19 protein-coding genes and 1 tRNA gene are annotated in these 18781 nt (G+C 38.4%); 18 read left to right on the top strand and 2 right to left on the bottom strand.

The features are described 5' to 3' along the window. Nucleotides 1–49: 49 nt before the first annotated feature. The 4 genes from ESV24_RS04590 (at nucleotide 50) to ESV24_RS04575 (ending at nucleotide 3122) form a co-directional block, all read left to right on the top strand. A tRNA-Leu gene (locus tag ESV24_RS04590) sits at nucleotides 50–131 on the top strand. 134 nt (nucleotides 132–265) lie between these two features. Next, nucleotides 266–844: a HupE/UreJ family protein gene (locus tag ESV24_RS04585; protein ID WP_111815477.1), complete on the top strand. Its 579-nt coding sequence runs from the start codon at nucleotides 266–268 to the stop codon at nucleotides 842–844. Between the two features lie 242 nt (nucleotides 845–1086). After that, nucleotides 1087–1521, top strand: a complete 435-nt coding sequence (locus ESV24_RS04580; RefSeq protein WP_111815476.1) for a deoxycytidylate deaminase — start codon at nucleotides 1087–1089, stop codon at nucleotides 1519–1521. Next, nucleotides 1521–3122 (top strand): S41 family peptidase, encoded by a 1602-nt coding sequence (locus ESV24_RS04575; protein WP_111815475.1) that lies wholly within the window; start codon nucleotides 1521–1523, stop codon nucleotides 3120–3122. Before ESV24_RS04580 ends, ESV24_RS04575 begins: the two co-directional genes overlap by 1 nt. 5 nt (nucleotides 3123–3127) lie before the next feature. On the opposite strand, the gene ESV24_RS04570 is transcribed toward ESV24_RS04575, so the two are convergent. Both ESV24_RS04570 and ESV24_RS04565 read right to left on the bottom strand, forming a co-directional pair. After that, complete coding sequence (locus ESV24_RS04570) at nucleotides 3128–3325, bottom strand: hypothetical protein (RefSeq protein WP_111815474.1); 198 nt, start codon at nucleotides 3323–3325, stop codon at nucleotides 3128–3130. Nucleotides 3326–3331: 6 nt separating this feature from the next. Next, nucleotides 3332–3913 (bottom strand): MarC family protein, encoded by a 582-nt coding sequence (locus ESV24_RS04565; RefSeq protein WP_111815473.1) that lies wholly within the window; start codon nucleotides 3911–3913, stop codon nucleotides 3332–3334. Nucleotides 3914–4030: 117 nt separating this feature from the next. Here ESV24_RS04565 and ESV24_RS04560 point away from each other — a divergent pair, with 117 nt between their 5' ends. From ESV24_RS04560 to ESV24_RS04495, 14 genes are all read left to right on the top strand, one after another. Then, complete coding sequence (locus tag ESV24_RS04560; RefSeq protein WP_111815472.1) at nucleotides 4031–4594, top strand: DUF3109 family protein; 564 nt, start codon at nucleotides 4031–4033, stop codon at nucleotides 4592–4594. 103 nt (nucleotides 4595–4697) lie between these two features. Further along, complete coding sequence (locus ESV24_RS04555; RefSeq protein ID WP_111815471.1) at nucleotides 4698–5300, top strand: hypothetical protein; 603 nt, start codon at nucleotides 4698–4700, stop codon at nucleotides 5298–5300. A 211-nt stretch (nucleotides 5301–5511) separates the two neighbouring features. After that, nucleotides 5512–7230, top strand: a complete 1719-nt coding sequence (locus tag ESV24_RS04550) for a T9SS type A sorting domain-containing protein (protein ID WP_111815470.1) — start codon at nucleotides 5512–5514, stop codon at nucleotides 7228–7230. A 137-nt stretch (nucleotides 7231–7367) separates the two neighbouring features. After that, a complete protein-coding gene (locus tag ESV24_RS04545; RefSeq protein WP_235003998.1) occupies nucleotides 7368–9182 on the top strand; it encodes a tetratricopeptide repeat protein in 1815 nt (604 codons plus the stop codon). Between the two features lie 118 nt (nucleotides 9183–9300). Next, on the top strand, nucleotides 9301–9609 hold the full coding sequence (locus ESV24_RS04540; protein ID WP_111815521.1) for a DUF4286 family protein: 309 nt from the start codon (nucleotides 9301–9303) through the stop codon (nucleotides 9607–9609). Further along, nucleotides 9609–10391, top strand: coding sequence for a 16S rRNA (adenine(1518)-N(6)/adenine(1519)-N(6))-dimethyltransferase RsmA (gene rsmA, locus ESV24_RS04535; RefSeq protein ID WP_111815520.1), 783 nt, complete (start codon nucleotides 9609–9611; stop codon nucleotides 10389–10391). The genes ESV24_RS04540 and rsmA overlap by 1 nt, the downstream gene beginning before the upstream one ends. Then, nucleotides 10381–11733: a magnesium transporter gene (mgtE, locus tag ESV24_RS04530; protein ID WP_111815468.1), complete on the top strand. Its 1353-nt coding sequence runs from the start codon at nucleotides 10381–10383 to the stop codon at nucleotides 11731–11733. Before rsmA ends, mgtE begins: the two co-directional genes overlap by 11 nt. Next, complete coding sequence (locus tag ESV24_RS04525) at nucleotides 11730–12125, top strand: acyl-CoA thioesterase (protein WP_111815467.1); 396 nt, start codon at nucleotides 11730–11732, stop codon at nucleotides 12123–12125. Before mgtE ends, ESV24_RS04525 begins: the two co-directional genes overlap by 4 nt. Nucleotides 12126–12240: 115 nt before the next feature. After that, a complete protein-coding gene (locus tag ESV24_RS04520; protein WP_111815466.1) occupies nucleotides 12241–13695 on the top strand; it encodes a lipopolysaccharide biosynthesis protein in 1455 nt (484 codons plus the stop codon). Between the two features lie 63 nt (nucleotides 13696–13758). Further along, nucleotides 13759–14205, top strand: coding sequence for a dUTP diphosphatase (gene dut / locus ESV24_RS04515; protein WP_111815519.1), 447 nt, complete (start codon nucleotides 13759–13761; stop codon nucleotides 14203–14205). A 64-nt stretch (nucleotides 14206–14269) separates the two neighbouring features. Further along, nucleotides 14270–15286: a sugar phosphate nucleotidyltransferase gene (locus tag ESV24_RS04510; protein ID WP_111815465.1), complete on the top strand. Its 1017-nt coding sequence runs from the start codon at nucleotides 14270–14272 to the stop codon at nucleotides 15284–15286. A gap of 31 nt (nucleotides 15287–15317) precedes the next feature. Next, the gene (locus ESV24_RS04505; protein WP_146743145.1) at nucleotides 15318–16694 is read left to right on the top strand and encodes a tetratricopeptide repeat protein; all 1377 of its coding nucleotides are present in this window, start codon (nucleotides 15318–15320) and stop codon (nucleotides 16692–16694) included. Between the two features lie 4 nt (nucleotides 16695–16698). Then, the gene (gene lolB1 / locus ESV24_RS04500) at nucleotides 16699–17463 is read left to right on the top strand and encodes a lipoprotein insertase outer membrane protein LolB1 (protein WP_111815463.1); all 765 of its coding nucleotides are present in this window, start codon (nucleotides 16699–16701) and stop codon (nucleotides 17461–17463) included. Continuing rightward, nucleotides 17464–18765: a murein hydrolase activator EnvC family protein gene (locus ESV24_RS04495; protein ID WP_111815462.1), complete on the top strand. Its 1302-nt coding sequence runs from the start codon at nucleotides 17464–17466 to the stop codon at nucleotides 18763–18765. The last annotated feature ends 16 nt before the right edge of the window (nucleotides 18766–18781 follow it).

Genomic DNA, 18781 nt, shown 5'->3' with positions numbered 1-18781 from the left:
CCGATAGCTATCGGGAGGTAGATGCGCTGTAGAATGGGGAAACTAATAAGCTCGAGTGGCGGAATTGGTAGACGCGCTGGATTCAAAATCCAGTGTTTTAGGACGTGCGGGTTCGATTCCCGCCTCGAGTACAAAAGAAAACCTTAACAGTGATGTTGAGGTTTTTTTGCCTATTTGAATCATTAGAAAAACTCCATAATTTTTAGTTAGGAATTTACCCCACAATGCCTATATTTGGGCAAACCCTGAAAAACCGCTAACCCCAATGTCTGACTTCTGGTTGTATTTTAATCTCGGGCTCCACCATGTTTTAGATTGGAATGCCTACGACCACATTCTATTCTTGATTGTGCTTTGTGCCGCCTACACTTTTTCTTCTTGGAAAAAATTATTGCTTTTGGTTACAATGTTTACCATTGGCCATACACTTTCACTGCTTTTGGCCAGTTATAATGTGGTGAGTGTTTCGGGAAAACTTATTGAGTTTTTGATTCCCGTTACCATTTTGGTCACCGCACTGTTCAACCTTTTTACAGCCGGAAAGGAGAAAAAAGTTGAGAAAATGGGTATTTTTTACATCGTTACTATTTTCTTTGGATTAATACACGGTTTGGGCTTCGCTTCTTTTTTTACGAAGTTAGACAGTGGCAGAGAGTTTCTGCCATTGTTGGAATTTGCCTTAGGTATTGAAACCGCACAAATTATTATAGTTATCATAATCTTAATTATTGCCTTCATATTTCAAACCATTTTCCGTTTCAACAAACGCGATTGGGTGCTGGTTGTTTCTTCATTAGTTATAGGAATGATAATACCAATGCTCATCAATAACTGGATCTTTTAAAGAGTTTGTATTCCTTAGATATTAGTGTTTGAAAAAAATCTAATGGTTTCACATTATAAACCCATCGACTACCCTATTTCGCTTTGGCAATAACTTAACATCTTTTTTTTTGGCAGTGGCGTAACTTCCCAGTAATTTCGTTGTCTATTTAAAAGTATGAAATGCCCACTAACTATTTGCAATCCAATAGAGATTATCAAATTAGGCATTCCAGCTACCTATTTCTCGATTATTCTATAAAGATGAAAGACAGCAAACAACGCAAATATGATATTGCGTATCTCAGAATGGCCCAAGAGTGGAGCAAACTCTCTTATTGTAAACGAAGACAGGTTGGCGCACTTATTGTAAAAGATAAAATGATAATCAGCGATGGTTATAATGGAACTCCCACAGGTTTTGAGAATATATGTGAAGATGATGAAGGTTACACCAAATGGTACGTACTTCATGCCGAAGCTAATGCAATATTGAAAGTAGCCTCAAGCACGCAAGCCTGTCAGGGAGCAACACTTTACATCACAATGTCGCCCTGCAAAGAATGCAGTAAGCTTATTCACCAAGCAGGAATAACAAGAATGGTTTACCTTAACGAATATAAAGATAACTCCGGCATCGTCTTTTTGGAAAAAGCGGGAGTAAGCATACAGCACATTTCAGATTTGAATTTAGAATAATGGGAAATCAAAAAAAATACTTGCCACTGTGGATTGGAATGGCGTTGGCCGCAGGTGTTTTTATTGGGTCAAAGCTCAATTTCAACGATAATACCGAAAAAATCTTCGCCACTAACTCCAAGAAGGACAAGCTCAACAGGCTCATAGATTATATAGATTATGAATATGTGGATAACGTAAATACGGACAGCATTGTAGATGTTACCGTAAACGGAATTCTTGAAAATCTAGACCCACATTCAGTTTATATTCCAAAGAGCGAATACCAGCACAACGCTGATGATATGCGCGGTGCCTTTACCGGCATTGGCGTAAGTTTTTACATATATAAAGACACCATTGCCGTTATTCGTTCTATTGAGGGCGGTCCCGCGGAAAAAGCTGGAATAAAGGGCGGCGATAGAATTATTTATGCCGACGGCAAAAAACTTTTTGGCGAATTGGTGCAGCGCGACAGCATCTCCAATTATTTGAAAGGCGAAGTAAATAGCAAAGTAGCTCTGGACGTTTATCGGCCCAGCGAAAAGAAAGTGCTGGAAATAAAAGTTCGAAGAAAGCAAGTGCCGCTGGTAAGCGTTGATGCTTCGTATAAACTGGCCGATGATTTGGGTTATATTAAACTAAACCGTTTTTCAGAAACTACATTCAAAGAATTTGAAACTGCGCTGGATAAGCTGAAAGATCAAGGTATTAAAAAATTAGTTTTAGATCTTCGCAACAATCCCGGCGGTTATATTTCCACCGCAGAACGTGTGGTTGATGAATTTTTGGAAAACGATAAGCTAGTGCTTATTACAAAAAACAAAAGTGGCGAAATCAACAAAACCTACGCCACACGGCGGGGAGATTTTGAGCACGGAAAACTCTATGTTTTAATTAATGAAAACTCAGCCTCCGCTAGTGAAATTGTAGCTGGTGCTTTACAGGATAATGACAAAGGAACCATTATTGGCCGCCGTTCATTCGGAAAAGGACTTGTACAGCGAGAAATGTCACTTGGTGATGGCAGTGCGGTACGATTAACAATTGCCCGTTACTACACTCCTACCGGCCGCTCCATTCAGCGTCCATACGGAAAGGGAAATGATACGTATTACAGCGATTACGAAAAACGTTACCGCAATGGCGAATTGATTCACGCAGATAGTATTAAGGTAGCAGATTCACTAAGATATAAAACGCCCAAAGGAAGAGTAGTTTACGGTGGGGGTGGTATTATTCCAGATGTTTTTGTGCCGAAGGATACAAGCGTAGAAAATGAAACGCTTCAATATGTTTCCCGAAGTGGGTTCATGAGTTATTTCATTTTTGAATACCTAGAAAAAAACAGAACAATTTTTAAAGGGATGAAATTTGATGACTTCAGAAAAAACTTCAAAGTTGAAGACAATCTCTCCAAAGAATTTATTGAATACGCAAAGTTCAACGAAGCCCAGATAGACCTCTCAAAATACACCGAAGAGTTGAAAAGAACGTTGAAAGCAAACATTGCCCAACAGCTTTTTGGCCCAAATGAATATGAAATTATTCTAAATGAAAATGACCCTATGCTACTAAAGGTTTTAGAGCTGGAAGCCAATAATCATTTAGACAATAAATAGAATTGCTATTTCTTTACTTTAGCAGCAATACTTTTTGAAACCAGCAATATGCCCAAGAGTAAAATTGCACACAATCCAGCTAAAATGCTTATGGCTGCAACGGCACTATCGCCTATAAACAACTGATCAAAATCCAGTTTGGTGCTGTTGAAAATTATCAATCCTGTGGCTAGGGCGATCAATATGTAAATAAAAATCTTCATTGTAAATTAGTTAAATAATTCTTGAATATTTGAGGTGAAAAGCTTCACCGCAATGGCAAGCAAAATTACACCAAATATTTTTTGAATCACGGCAATTCCGTTCTTTCCTAGAAACTTCTGCAACTTGCCGGAGGTTTTCAAAACCGCAAAAATAATCACAATATTTATCAATATTGCCACTATAATATTCTCAATGGCATATTCCGCGCGGAGGGAAAGCAACGTTGTCAAACTTCCAGGACCAGCCAAAAGTGGAAATGCCAAGGGAAAAATAGAAGCCATATCTGGGCTGGTATCTTCTTCTTTAAAGAGGGTTACGCCTAGAATCATTTCCAAAGCAATAAAGAAAAGTATCAAAGCTCCAGCCACAGCAAATTCGTTGACATTAACGCCAATTAGCTTCAAGATACTTTCACCTAAAAAAAGAAAAACTATCATCACAATTGCTGCAATTATAGAAGCTTTCATAGAATTAATATGACCAGCTTTCTCGCGAAGTCCAATAATAATAGGAATGTTCCCGATAATATCAATAACCGCAAAAAGCACCATCGTGGCCGTTACTATTTCCTTAAAATTTAAAACCATTACTTTTTTTTAAGGGCGCAAAATTAGGTAATTAAATTTGATGAAATAGACTAAACACGCGTTAATAAAAGTATAATTTCCGCTTTATAGAATAAGCAAACAACCTATATTTGCGGCATGTTTCAACTTGGCAAAACAATAATTTCTGAAGACATTATCGAAAAGGATTTTGTGTGCAACCTCAACGCTTGTAAGGGAGCCTGCTGTATTGAAGGCGAAGCTGGTGCGCCCGTAACTGAGGAAGAAGTAGCAATTCTAAAAGAAATCTATCCAAAAGTAAAACCTTTTCTTCGTCCCGAAGGTATTGCCGCTATTGAACATCAAGGCACACACATTAAAACCGATCTTGATGAACTTGAGACTCCTTTGGTTGATGGCAAAGAATGTGCATACGTAACCTTTACCAAATCTGGAATTGCCAGTTGCGGCATTGAAGATGCATTTAATGCTGGAGCTATAGATTTCATAAAGCCTATTTCTTGTCATCTATATCCTGTTCGCGTGCAGGATTACAGTGAGTTTGCAGCGGTAAATTATCATCGCTGGCCTATTTGTGATGATGCTTGTTCTTTGGGAAAACAATTAAAGGTACCAGTATATAAGTTTGTAAAAACCGCCCTAATCCGAAAATTTGGCGAAAACTGGTACGCCCAGCTTGAAAAAGTGGCTTCGGAAATGTAACGCATCACATAATCTTCCTTTTCAAAAACAACATATTTTACTGATATTGATTATATTAGTCCTTAGATTCAATAGATTTATTTACTAACTAAAATTTTCAATTATGAAAAAGTATGTTTTGGCCCTTTTTGTTTTTTCGGCATTTATAAGCTGTAAAGATAATCCTGTGAGCAAAAAAATTAAGGAAACCAAAGACGCCGTTTCAAACAGTACGAACGCGGTGCAGGAAATGAACAACATGCAGGAAGATATAGAGAAACTGCAAGCAATTACACCCCTTACCAATGAAGAATTTAAGTCCTGGCTTCCCGAAGAAGTTGAGGGCATGAAGCGCATTAGCTTCAAAGCAGGACAGGCGGGAATGATGGGTATTTCGTCCATAGAAGCCGAATATGCCAATGAAGACAAGTCAAAGAAATTTTCCATAAATGTAATAGATGGCGCCGGGCAAATGGGTGCAGCGGCAACCGCTGGTATGAGAATGGTAATGTCTCAGAACTTTGAGGAAGTGGATGAAAATGGCTCTAAAAGAACTGTTACCAAAAATGGAAAAAAAGCTATTGAGGAATATCGCTCAGGAAATAACAGAAGTAAAATACAATTTATGGAGAACAACCGGTTCTACCTGGAAGCAACCGGGAATAATATGGATCTGGACGAAACCTGGGATGCTATTGATGAAATTAATTTAGATAAATTGGGCTAAAACCACCCACTTTCAAAAATTTTTAAGCCGAAAACCACTGTGTTTTCGGCTTTTTTTCATGGATGTTACATCTGTTATAGTTTTTGGTACAATACTTATAAAGCTTCAAAGGATGTCACCTTAGATTTGCTGTAAGATTATAAATCACTCATTAGTAAACTCCTCGATTATAAAGTGAAATAAACAAGTATTAATTAAAAACAATGTAATCATGAAAAATGTAATTACTTTTTTTATGTGCTCACTTTGTATCATCACAGGGATTGCACAAACAGATTTAACCGGGGACGCAACAGTTGTTCCCCAAAGAACCCCAGAACTTGAAGCGTTGTACCAACAGGCTAAAGCTCTTGACGAGAACGGCACGGCAGCTGAGATAAATGCCAACCGACTTGCCATTAAAAACGTTTGGCAAGACATTGATCCCAATGTGGCCGCACTTTATAAGCCCATCGTAACCAACAGGTTTCCCGAGACTGTAGAGAATCTTCCGATTAACGGAATATTTGTGCCTAATAAAATTTTGGAACGTGATGGTGAAGGGATCATTCCAGAATGGGGCAACGACCAGCTATTGCGAAATGATTTTATAGATGCAGTAGATATGGATACAGATAGGGTGTCAGATAATATTTATATCGGTGTTTATGAAAACATTATTGAATTTGGAGGAACCTTTGATTCTATTTTCGTGTACCGTTCACAGGATGGCGGTCTCTCTTTTGATGAATGGAAAAAAGTAGGAGTAACAGCACCAATGCGCAAAATGCAACTCATTACTTATGACAATGAATATCTTGTAGCATATTTGGTAACCGAAAGTAAAAATCTTCAGGCTTGGCGGTGGAATACAACTAGTGGTGTTTTTGACGCACAAGTTATCGCAACCGACGTGGTAGATTTTGGGGTGGACACCAATTATCCCGGTGTAGGAACACAAAGAAGTTTTGCCACATATGAGAAATCAGACCATGCTATTTATTCTGCTCGAAGCACCGCTGGCAACTACGGATTTGACTGGGCTGACGAAACAGCAATTGGTATAGTGGGAGAACAGGTGGAATTCGCGTATGGATATCTTGGAGGCTGCTATACTACCTTTATAGGTTTCATCTCCAGAAGTATCCGCGCCAATGTAAATAGCGACTACAATGATCCCGCATCTTGGGGAAGCAATGAAACCTTAACAGATGGTGGGCTCATTGAATCTCTTAATCCAACTATAAGGGCAGCTCGAAAAGGTCTTGCCAGTGATGAGGTATTGATTATTGCCTCTTCACGCGCAGATGGAAGTTCTGACCCCTTCGATGGGCAAGCATACCGCCGTGAAAGCGGAGCTGCATATGCGCCATTAGCGTATATAACAACTTCATCTGGATATAATATTATGCATATAGATTCGTGGATGCAAAAAATAAATGGTAGTGAAATTATGGAAACATCTTATGTACGCGACCTTATTGATAATTCTGACGATGATGTAAACCGCTCCCACCGATATGACGGCAGTGCTTTCGGACCCTATGAAGGGGTTGGCGATAGCGGTCGCGATGTTTTTGATGGATTTCCTTCAGCCGTGGCTGAAACACCGGATAACAATCCGTGTATGGCCTTTGCAGGAACCAGTGCCGGTGGCACCTTCGGATTCGGGCTTTATTTTGATGCTCAAAATGCTACTGCTGGAATAGCCGATAACAGCTTTGAAGACTTCAAATTCTATCCAAATCCCGCTGGCGAAATCTTGAACCTATCCGCCAAAAGCAACATTGATAATGTTTCAATATACTCTATATTAGGTCAAAAAGTTTTAGAAAACTCACCAAACCAGAACGATGCAACACTAAACGTAGCGTCACTCTATCAAGGAGTTTATGTTTTGAAATTAGCCATAAACGGCCAATCGGCCACTTATAAATTCATTAAACAATAAGAGGAGATTGTTTAATGTTGAAATGAGGGGGCTCGCTTAATCGCGGCCCCTTTTTTGTTGAAAAAACCCAAAGATTCGCAAACCTTAACGATGCCAGCAGTTGCTGCTTTGGTATTTATAAAACTGTTAAGAATCCTATGGCTATCGCGGCATTTGTTTATATTTACGGCATGCGGAATATTTTTGTTATTTTATTTATTTTTTCGGCCACAGCTAGCTTTTCGCAGAGCGATGCTTTGGCAAAAAATTATTTTGAACAAGGGCAATTTGAAAAATCGCTTCGTATTTATGAAAAGCTAAACAAAGAAAATCCATACAGGCTCGACTATTTTATGGGCACAGTGCAAAGTAACCAACAGCTTGAAAATTTCGCAGAAGCAGAGCGCCTTATAAAAGATAAATTAGGCAACGGCAGAAATTTTCCACAGCTATATGTAGAATTGGGGTACAATTATTCGCTTCAAAACAATCAAGAACTTGCTGCGGTAAGTTATAATAAGGCAATAGAAACTATAGAGGTAAACCCCAACTATTCCTATAATATAGGTAGAACTTTTGAAGAATACAGCCTTCTCGATGAGGCCGTGGTTGTATATGAGAAGGCAATGGCTTTGAGTGATAAATTAGATTTCAATATGCAGCTCGCCCAGATTTATGGCGAACAAGGTAAGTTGGAAAAAATGTTTGACAGCTATTTGGGTCTTGTGGAGAAAAACAATTCATTTAAAGGTGCCGCCCAGCGTTATTTCAGCCTTTACACTACCGAAGACCCCAATAATGAAGCAAACCTTCAGCTTAAAAAAACGCTGCTTCAACGTTCACAGCAAAACCCAGACGTATTATATAATGAATTGTTGAGTTGGTTATTTATTCAACAAAAAGAGTATAAAAAAGCATTTATACAGGAAAAAGCAATCTACAAACGCATTGGCGCAGACCTGGGTGGCATTACAGAACTTGCCTATATTGCTATTTCTGATGAAGATTACGACATAGGAAGGGAAGTTGTAAATTATATTATTGAAAACTCATTCACCCCACAAAATAAACTTCAGGGTAATCAAATTTTGATGAAGATGGAAGTAAAAACCGCCACCACCAAAGAATACCCCGAAGTCGAGAAAAGGTTTGAAAAACTTTTGGACGAGTTTGGCCGAAACCGAGAAACCTATTTACTTCAGATAGATTACAACCACTTTTTGGCATTTCAGAATAACAAAAAAGAGCTGGCTATTGAAAACCTAAAAACACTGGTAAAGGAAGATTTAACTGCGTATCAAGAAGCACGTGTAAAAATGGAACTTGCGGATATTTTGGTTTTTGATGAAAAATTCAACGAAGCTTTAATTTACTATTCACAAATTCAGAAAATAGTACAAAGTGATGTTTTGGCACAGGAAGCACGATTTAAAGTGGCGAGAACAAGCTATTTTAAAGGCGATTTTGAATGGGCGCAAGTGCAACTGGATGTTCTAAAAAAATCCACTTCTCAATTAATGGCAAATGATGCTATGCAGCTCAGCTTACTTATTCGCGACAACTCTTTGGAAGATTCTACACAAACAGCTCTAAAAAAATATGCGCGAGCCGATCTTTTGGCTTTTCAAGATAGAAACACAGAAGCCATTGACGCATTGGAGGATATTTTAACCAACAATAAAGGTGAAAAGATTGAAGACGAAGCGCTATTGAAACAAGGCGAGATTTATGAAAAAATAGGCGTTTACAGCAAAGCCGAAAACAACTACTTAAAAATCATAGAGTTTTACAATGATGATATTTTAGCAGATGATGCTCATTACCGCTTGGCAAAAATTTACGAAGAAAAATTAGACCTACCCGATAAAGCAAAAACACAGTACGAAGCAATTATTTTCAATTTTGCGGACAGCATTTATTTTGTGGATGCACGCAAGAAATATAGGTCGCTTCGCGGAGACGCAATTAATTAAAAAAACACCAAAATACAAATCCCAAATTCCAGAAGGGTTATAGCAGTTTGGAATTTAATGTTTTCATTTTTGAGATTTATTTGTTATTTGGATTTTGAATATTGGAATTTCAGAAATTATGTACATCTACAATGTTACCATAAACATAGAAGAAACCATTCACGATCGCTGGCTTGACTGGATGAAAAAAGAACATATTCCCGCTATGCTCGCCACGGGAAAATTCAGCAAAGCATTGTTGACGCGAGTTATTGTTAAAGAAGAAATGGGCGGTATTACGTATTCTGTCCAATATACTACAGACAGCAAGGAAACGCTTCAAAAATATTATACTGAAAACGCTGCCGAACTGAGGGCGCAAAGCAAACCTTTTGAGGGGAAATTTGTAGCATTCCGCACGGAACTTGAAATTATAAGCGAACAATGATGGGAAAAGAAGTACGCGCCAAAAAACACTTAGGCCAACATTTTTTAAAAGACGAAACCATTGCCGAAAAGATCGGGAATACACTCTCATTGGAAGACTATAAAAACATCCTTGAAATTGGCCCCGGAATGGGCGTGCTAACTAAGTATTTAATTGAAAAAGACGTTGAAGTTATCGCGATGGACCTGGACAAAGATTCCATTTCTTATTTAGAAGAAAACTATCCAAATAAAAACCTGAAAATCGTTGAAGCAGATTTTTTGAAGTACGATATTTCGAAACTATTTGGTGACGAGCAATTTGCCATTACGGGCAACTTCCCGTATAATATTTCAACCCAAATTGTTTTTAAAATGCTGGAATGGAAAGAACGAATACCAGAGTTTACGGGAATGTTCCAAAAAGAAGTGGCGCAACGTATTTGTGAGAAAGAGGGCAGCAAAGCTTATGGTATTCTATCGGTTTTGACGCAAGCGTTTTATGATGCGGAATATCTATTTACCGTGCCTCCTTCGGTTTTTAATCCGCCGCCAAAAGTGGACAGTGGCGTACTTCGACTTAGGCGCAAGGAAAACTTTACTATTGCTTGCGATGAAAAAATGCTTTACAAGGTTGTAAAAACCGCTTTTCAGCAACGTAGAAAAACGCTTCGCAATAGTTTAAAATCCTTTAATCTTTCCGATAAAATAAAAGAAGATACTATCTTTGGCCAACGTCCGGAACAACTTTCCGTTTCGCAATTTATAGCTCTCACACAAAAACTGGAAACCGATGCAATTTGAACTGACTGAAGAGTTTATAGAGCAGATTGAACAGTATATCTCCAACAATGATGGCGATGCGCTGAAAGGGCTCTTGCATGGTTTTCACTTTGCCGATGTTGCCGAACTTCTTCAAGAGCTGAACCACGAGGAGGCTACTTATTTAGTTAAACTTCTTGACAGCGAAATTACCAGTGAAGCTCTGATGGAACTGGATGACGATTTTAGGGAACGCATTCTCGACAATCTTTCCCCTTCTGAAATTGCCGACGAGCTGGATGAAATGGACACTGATGATGCGGCCGATATTATCGCCGAGCTTGATGACCACATTCAAAAACAAGTAATAGACCACATTGAGGATGACGAACACGCCGCAGACATTGTGGATCTGTTGCGCTATGACGAAGACACTGCCGGTGGGTTAATGGCAAAAGAATTAGTTCGCGTTAAAGAAACCTGGACCGTCGCCGGGTGTGTTCGCGAAATGCGGCGTCAGGCAGAAAACGTTACTCGAGTTCATTCCATTTATGTTACCGACAAACACGGAAAGTTAAAAGGAAGACTTTCTTTAAAAGATTTGCTCACAGCCTCTGAACGCACGCACATCAGCGAAATTTATATTCCAAAGGTGGATTATGTAAACGTAAATACAGAAGCCGAGGATGTTGCCCGAATTATGCAGAAATACGATTTGGAAGCCATACCAGTAGTTGATGACGAAGGAATTCTAGTGGGAAGAATCACCATTGATGACATTGTAGATTTCATAAAAGAGGAAGCCGAAAAAGATTACCAAATGGCGGCTGGTATTAGCCAAGATGTTGAGGCAGATGATAGTATTTTTAAGCTCACAAAAGCACGCCTGCCTTGGCTGATGATAGGGATGTTGGGCGGTTTGGGAGCCGCTAGCATCATAACTGGCTTCCAATCAATGATGACCACTTTTCCAAAAATCATAATTTTTGTGCCGCTTATTCAAGCAACTGCAGGAAACGTTGGCGTACAGTCCAGTGCCATTGTGGTGCAGGGTTTGGCAAACAATACCTTAAAAGGAAATATTATAACAAGATTATTAAAAGAATCGCTACTTGCGCTTGTTAACGGTATTGCCATCGCTCTAGTAGTTTTGGTTATTAGCCATTTTCTCTTTTTTACTACTTTTTTGGAATCAATCAGTATCGGCATTGCAATCATATCTGTAATTATTCTAGCCGCTTTGATTGGTACTTTTGTACCTATTGTTTTGGATAAAAGAGGTATTGATCCTGCTGTGGCCACGGGCCCATTTATAACTACAAGCAATGATATATTCGGTATTCTCACCTATTTTCTTATTGCAAAATTAATTCTAGGCTTTTGAAATCTGAAATATTCAAACATCGTTTTATCGTACCAGAATCGGCCATCGATGGGTTAAATCACGTAAATAACGTAACCTATCTGCAATGGTGCCTTGATACAGCAGAAGCACATTGGATTTCAAAAACTTCAGAAAAACAGCGCGCGCAAAATGTTTGGGTAGTTCTAAACCATTTTATTTCCTATAAAAACCCTTCTTTTCTAGGTGAAGAACTTGAAACGCAAACGTGGATTGATAATTACGAAGGTGTAAAAAGCGAAAGGCATTACAAAATAATTCGCCCGGCAGATGGAAAAATAATTGTGGAAGCAAAAACGCTTTGGTGTTTTCTAGACGCAAAAACATTCCGACCTACCAAGATTACTGAAGAAATATCTAATCTTTTCCTTTGAATATGAAGGAAAACAATCTTCCTTCTAAACCATTATTTTCAATACTTTTGCTATCCTGTAAGGTGTTATTGCGTGGTACGAAGCAATCTCCTTGTAGGTCTTAATACCAACACAATTGAGCGTTTTCAAAAAACTTTTCAAACAAACATTTATTTATGGGCTAGCAACGGTTTTACCGCGAGTTATGGCGGTAATACTGGTGCCACTCTATACCACTGTCATGCTCCCAGAAGAATATGGTATCTATGCCACGTTGATGGCTTACCTTATTTTAGGAAACGTTTTGCTGAGCTATGGGATGGAAACAGCGTTTTTCAGATTCGTGACCAAGGATGCATCGCAGCAAAAAATTGTGCAGTCTACTACCCTAACCTCGATCACGGTCTCTACATTAATTTTTTTACTAGTGACGATGCTGTTCACAAACTCCATTGCGGAAGTTTCAGAATTTAAACCTGAATACGTTACGTACGGTTTGTTGATCTTAGCCTTGGATGCATTGGTAGTGTTGCCCTTCGTTTGGTTTCGAGTAAACGAAAAGCCAATGAAATATGCTGTGATAAAAATTTTCAATGTAATAATAAACCTAGCATTCAATTTATTTTTCCTTTTATTGCTTCCGAAACTTGCCGAGAACAGCAGTTATTGGAATTCCCTTTGGTTTCCCGAAAATAAAGTAGCGTATGTGTTTATCGCAAATTTGATTGCGAGCGCGGTTACGCTCTTGATTTTGCTTCCGCTTTATGTGAAAATAGGTTTCGGTTTTAGCAAAACCATCTGGAAACAAATGATAAAATATGCTTTTCCGGTACTTATTGCCGGAATCGCCTTCAGCATCAACGAAGCTTTTGACAGAATTTTACTGAAATATTTACTGCCCGAAAATATTGCCGAAGTGCAAGTTGGACTTTATTCCGCTTGCTACAAACTGGGAATGTTTATGACCCTTTTCGTGATGGCTTTCCGTTTGGGGCTTGAACCTTTCTTTTTTAATCATTCGGGTCACGCAAATGCAAAAAACACATATGCCACAATTACTAAATACTTTACACTTTTTGGGTGTTTAATTCTATTAGTAGTTGTTGTTTATATCGATATCTTCAAACGTATTTTAATCCCAAACAGTCAGTATTGGGAAGCCTTAAAAATTGTTCCGATCATACTTTTGGCGAATCTTTTCTTGGGTATTTACCACAATCTTTCCGTGTGGTACAAAGTGACTGACCGCACAAAATATGGGGCTTATATTTCCGTATTTGCGGCCGGTGTAACTTTGGCGCTTAACTTTATCTTAATTCCTATAATTGGATATATGGGTTCTGCCATTGCCACACTTGCAGCTTATGGCAGTATGATGGTGCTTTCGTACCTTTACGGTCGCAAATATTATAACGTACCGTACGAATTAAAAAAAATAGGCGGTTATTTAATTTTAGCAATTGGGTTTTCAGCAATTTCATTTTATGTTTTCAACGGAAATATATGGATAGGAACCGCGTTGTTATTAGTATTTGCCTCAATTATGTTCTATTCTGAAAAGAATGAATTTTTAAAAATCATCAGAAAATAATAATGTCAGGTCGAGCGCAGTCGAGACCTCTTTTAAAATATAAATATGAAATCAAATGAAGAGATGCCCGCCTTCGCGAGCATTAAAATAATCAACAAATCAAATCATCCTTTACCTTCTTACGAAACAATCGCTTCCGCTGGAATGGATCTTCGCGCCAGTGTTGACGGGCCTTCAACCTTAAAGCCGTTGCAACGCGCCATTGTAAAAACTGGACTTTTTATTGAATTGCCCATCGGTTACGAAGCACAAGTTCGCCCACGGAGTGGTTTGGCCGCAAAAAAGGGAATCACAGTTTTGAATTCTCCCGGAACCATCGATGCAGATTATCGTGGCGAGATTGGAGTAATTTTGGTAAACCTTTCCAATGAAGATTTTACCATTGAGCACGGTGAACGCATTGCGCAATTGGTAATCGCAAAACACGAACGTGCCGTTTGGGAGGAAGTGGAAGAACTAACTGACACTTCTCGCGGAGCCGGCGGATTTGGCTCAACCGGCACAAAATAAATCGATATTCCACATTTGTTGCAGAATGGTTTTAATAAAAAATAGTGATTAAAGAATCTAAAATATGAAAATTATTGTACCAATGGCAGGCCGCGGAAGCCGCCTTCGCCCACATACACTTACCGTTCCAAAACCATTGATCCCAGTGGCGGGAAAACCAATTGTCCATCGTCTGGTTGAAGATATCGTTGGAGTTCTAAATGAAGAAATTGATGAAATTGCTTTTATACTCGGTGATCCAGCTTTTTTTGGCGATGATGTAGTTGAAAGTTTAAAAGCACTTGCAACCAATTTGGGTGCAAAACCAACCATTTACCGCCAACTGGATCCAAAAGGAACCGGTCACGCCATTATGTGCGCCAAGGATTCGCTTTCAGGGCCAGCTGTAATTGCTTACGCAGATACTTTAATTCGTGCCGATTTCGATTTGGATAAAAAAGCAGACGCCGTAATTTGGACCAAAAAAGTGAAAAATCCAGAAGCGTATGGCGTTGTGAACCTCAACGAAAAAAACGAAATAATTGAATTGGTTGAAAAACCAAAAGAATATGTTAGCGACCAAGCCGTTATAGGTATTTACTATTTTAAGGATGTGGCGCAGCTTAAAAAGGAATTGCAATACGTTTTGGACAACAACATCATTAACGGTGGCGAATACCAAATTAATGACGGTATCAAAAGAATGATGGCTGCTGGAAAAATTTTCAAAACCGGAACAGTTGATGAATGGATGGACTGTGGAAACAAAGAGGTTACGGTGGCAACCAATAAGAAAATGTTGGGTTTTCTTTCAGAAGCCAATAGGCCATTGATAAACGAAAACATTACAAATGAAAATTCAAAAATCATTAGACCTTGTTTTATTGGCAAAGGAGTGTTTTTAAAAAACAGCACCGTGGGCCCTTACGCTTCTATTGGCGAAGGCACGGTAATTGAAGACAGTACGGTAAAAAACAGCATCATTCAAACCAATTCAAAAATAAAGAACGCAAATTTGGACAACGCAATGATTGGCAATTATGCTACTTTTGATGGGAAGTTTACCAATGTGAGTATTGGCGATTATTCTGAATTGAAATAACTAATTCCTTTACAGGTTGGAATCTTATAATTTGAAGTTAAAACTGAGATATATATTTTTAATTTTCTTCGGAATAATTCTTCCGAAGCAACTCTGTGCCCAAGAAATAAAAAACGATTCCATCCAAAACCCAATGGACCAATTGGGTGATGTAACTGATGCTTTTCAGGAAAACTTTTTTGAAGCACTGAAACAAAAAGCCATTGAAAACTATGAGTTGGCCCTGACCGCGTTAAACAAAGCCGAGAAAGCTGCAAAAAGCGAGGAAAATAAAGCCGTTGTATATTTTGAAATGGGTAAAAACCATACCTACTTAAAACAATATGCTGAAGCGGAGGCAGACTTCAATAAAGTATTGAAAAGCCAAGGCAATAGGCTGGATGTTTTGGAACAGTTTTATGAACTTTACTATCAGCAAAAAGATTACGAAAAATCCATTCCATTGGTTGAAAAGTTGATTCCGTTTGATGAAGATTACAAAGAAGATTTGGCGAATCTCTACATACTCACCAAGCAATATGACAAAGCTTTGCAACAATTAGACGAACTTGACCAAGTTTGGGGTGAAAGCGATATAAGAAATGCTTTGCGCGTCCAAATTTATCGCACCACCGGCAATACCGAAGGTGCCATTGAAAATTTAGAACAAAAAATAGACAATAATCCAAAAAACGAAAAGGAGTATTTAAACCTCATCTTCCTTTACAGTGATCAGGGAAATAAAGAAAAAGCCTTTGATGCGGCAAAAAACCTTTTAAAGAGCAGTCCAAAATCACAATTGGTGCATTTAGCCCTTTATAAATTTTATTTGGATGAGGGCAATTCTTTGGAAGCGATAAAATCTATGAAAACTGTGTTTGCTTCGGAAGAAATCGACAAAGAAACGAAATACAAAGTGCTCGGCGATTTTATACAGTTTGTAAATGAAAACCCGCAGTATGAAACTGAATTGGCAGAAATTGTCAGTCAATTTTCAGTTGAAAACGGTCGCGTTTATGAAAAATTGGGCGATTATTACGCGGCTAAAAACCGAAAAGAAGATGCACTTAATGCCTACGAAAAAGGCATTGCCCAAGATTCTGACAATTATAATCTTTTGAGAAATACACTACTATTTCAAATAGACTTAAAAAAATATGAAGCCGCTGCAAAACTGAGTTCAGAAGGTCTCGAGATTTTTCCGGCCCAAGCGCTCTTATATTTATTGAATGGCGTTGCAAACAACGGAATCCAAAAAAGTGATGCTGCAATTGAAAGTCTGGAAATTGGTCTGGATTTTATTTTGGAAGATCCAAAAATGGAAAGCGATTTTTACGAACAACTAAGTATTGCCTATAGTGCAAAAGGCGATACAAAAAAGTCCAAAACGTATAGTGACAAGGCCGCGGCCACCAAAATGCCCAATTAATTATATGAAACTGAAACTGCATTACCTTTTATTTTTATTGATGCTCGCTTCCTGCGGTGGCGCCAAGAAAATTACAGATATTGAAAATGCTTCTGCCAAAGAAGTAATTGCCGCCCACAAAGCTGCTGCTCCAAACTTTAAAACCCTTGCTGGCCGTGTACAATTGGTTTATGAAACCGATGAAAAATTACAAAGTATTACTGTAAGCCTGCGGATGGAAAAAGATAAAAACATTTGGATAAAAGCTTCCGTTTTGGGAATTACGATTGCCAAAGTCTTGATAACCCCAACAAGTGTGAGCTATTACGAAACTATTGGAAAGACCTATTTTGAAGGCGATTTCGCATTGCTTGGCGAATGGATAGGAACGCCTATTAATTTTCAACAGGCTCAAAATCTACTTTTGGGACAATCTATTTTTACGCTAAACCCTTCGGAATATACTGCGACGGTTTTTCAGAATAGTTTTAAAATTCAGCCGAAACAGCAAATGCAAAATTTTATACATTCCGTATTTTTAAATCCTAAAAATTTTAAAATTGCTTCTGAAACCCTTTCACAACCTAACGATGAACGTCTGCTCAGCATCCGTTATGGCGATTATCAAACTGTTGGAGACCAGTTTTTTCCATCAACTATTTTGATAGACACTTCAGAAAAAGGTTTGAAAACAAAAATTGAAATGAATTATAAAAAAATTGATTTGAATGCAGACGTAAGTTTTCCGTTTGATGTTCCAACAGATTACGAAAAAATCCAACTTAATTAAATGAAGAATTTGCACACATATCTTTTTTTGTTGATCTGTTTGGTTACGTTTTCAACTGTTTCTGCGCAAGTGGATAAACAAAAGGAACTGGAAGAAAAAAGGCAGGCTATTCTTGCAGAAATAAAACAGATAAATTCCCTTCTTTTCAAAACAAAAAAAGAGGAAAAATCTGTTCTTTCACAGGTACAAGATCTAAACCAGCGCATTACTGCTTCTGAAAATTTAATTAGAGTTACCAATCAGCAAGCCAATTTGCTCACGCGCAACATCAATGATAATATTGAAAAAATAAGTTCCCTTCGCAAAGAACTTACAGTGATGAAGGACGACTATGCTGCGATGATCCAGAAATCTTACAAAAGCAAAAGTCAACAGAGCAGGATTATGTTCTTGCTTTCTTCACAGAATTTCCTGCAGGCCTACAAACGTGTTCAATATATGAAGCAGTATGCCAAGTTCAGAAAAAAACAGGGCGAAGGCATTAAGGCAAAAACAGAAGAACTCCAAAATTTAAACACTGCTTTAATTGATCAGAAAAAAACGAAACAAAAATTAATCGCAGAAAATGAGATAGCCAAGGCACAATTAACGGATGAGCGAAAAGATCAACAAGCATTGGTAGCCACATTGAAAAAGGATGAAAGCAAGTTTGCATCACAAATTAGGACAAAACAAAAACAGGCCGACGAGATAGACCGACAGATAGACGCCCTTATAAAGGCAGCGATTGAAGAAGCCAATAGAATAGCACGGGAAAAAGCACTTGCAGAAGCGAAAGCAAACGCGAAAAATAATACGACGAATACGGTAACAACAACCAAGAACGTTGTAACCAAACCAACCTCAACCGAGGAATTTGCGCTTACAGCTGAAGACAAAGCGCTTGCGGCAAGCTTCACCAATAACAAAGGAAAACTGCCATGGCCCGTTGAAAAAGGCATGGTTGTAAAAAGTTTTGGAACGCATCAGCACCCACAATTTCCAAATGTAACTACCAGCAGTAGCGGTGTTGAAATAGCTGCCGAGGACAATGCAGCAGTACGTTCTATTTTTGAAGGGCAGGTTTTGTCCATTCAAATGATAAAAGGCGCCAACAAGGTTGTTATTATTCAACACGGAGATTATTTAAGCGTTTATAGTAACCTAGCTACGGTTTCAGTAAAGAAAGGTGATAAAATTTCTACTAAACAAGTTATAGGCACAGTTGCAAAAAGCCCTACCGAAGGAAGAACAGTTTTAAAGTTCTATATTTATAGGAACAACGACAAGATAAATCCTGCAGACTGGATTTACAGAATGTAAAAAAAGGGAGCCATTT

Source organism: Aequorivita lipolytica (assembly GCF_007997135.1).
Taxonomy (GTDB): Bacteria; Bacteroidota; Bacteroidia; order Flavobacteriales; family Flavobacteriaceae; genus Aequorivita; species Aequorivita lipolytica.
The sequence above is the reverse complement of the archived record's forward strand: the minus strand, read 5'-3'. Positions and strand labels throughout refer to the sequence as shown.

Excerpts from the sequence above, each read along its gene's own strand:
- ESV24_RS04585 (WP_111815477.1), top strand. The coding sequence starts at position 266 with ATGTCTGACTTCTGGTTGTATTTTAATCTCGGGCTCCACCATGTTTTA.
- ESV24_RS04580 (WP_111815476.1), top strand. The coding sequence starts at position 1,087 with ATGAAAGACAGCAAACAACGCAAATATGATATTGCGTATCTCAGAATG.
- ESV24_RS04575 (WP_111815475.1), top strand. The coding sequence starts at position 1,521 with ATGGGAAATCAAAAAAAATACTTGCCACTGTGGATTGGAATGGCGTTG.
- ESV24_RS04570 (WP_111815474.1), bottom strand. The coding sequence starts at position 3,325 with ATGAAGATTTTTATTTACATATTGATCGCCCTAGCCACAGGATTGATA.
- ESV24_RS04565 (WP_111815473.1), bottom strand. The coding sequence starts at position 3,913 with ATGGTTTTAAATTTTAAGGAAATAGTAACGGCCACGATGGTGCTTTTT.
- ESV24_RS04560 (WP_111815472.1), top strand. The coding sequence starts at position 4,031 with ATGTTTCAACTTGGCAAAACAATAATTTCTGAAGACATTATCGAAAAG.
- ESV24_RS04555 (WP_111815471.1), top strand. The coding sequence starts at position 4,698 with ATGAAAAAGTATGTTTTGGCCCTTTTTGTTTTTTCGGCATTTATAAGC.
- ESV24_RS04550 (WP_111815470.1), top strand. The coding sequence starts at position 5,512 with ATGAAAAATGTAATTACTTTTTTTATGTGCTCACTTTGTATCATCACA.
- ESV24_RS04545 (WP_235003998.1), top strand. The coding sequence starts at position 7,368 with ATGGCTATCGCGGCATTTGTTTATATTTACGGCATGCGGAATATTTTT.
- ESV24_RS04540 (WP_111815521.1), top strand. The coding sequence starts at position 9,301 with ATGTACATCTACAATGTTACCATAAACATAGAAGAAACCATTCACGAT.
- rsmA (WP_111815520.1), top strand. The coding sequence starts at position 9,609 with ATGGGAAAAGAAGTACGCGCCAAAAAACACTTAGGCCAACATTTTTTA.
- mgtE (WP_111815468.1), top strand. The coding sequence starts at position 10,381 with ATGCAATTTGAACTGACTGAAGAGTTTATAGAGCAGATTGAACAGTAT.
- dut (WP_111815519.1), top strand. The coding sequence starts at position 13,759 with ATGCCCGCCTTCGCGAGCATTAAAATAATCAACAAATCAAATCATCCT.
- ESV24_RS04510 (WP_111815465.1), top strand. The coding sequence starts at position 14,270 with ATGAAAATTATTGTACCAATGGCAGGCCGCGGAAGCCGCCTTCGCCCA.
- lolB1 (WP_111815463.1), top strand. The coding sequence starts at position 16,699 with ATGAAACTGAAACTGCATTACCTTTTATTTTTATTGATGCTCGCTTCC.
- ESV24_RS04495 (WP_111815462.1), top strand. The coding sequence starts at position 17,464 with ATGAAGAATTTGCACACATATCTTTTTTTGTTGATCTGTTTGGTTACG.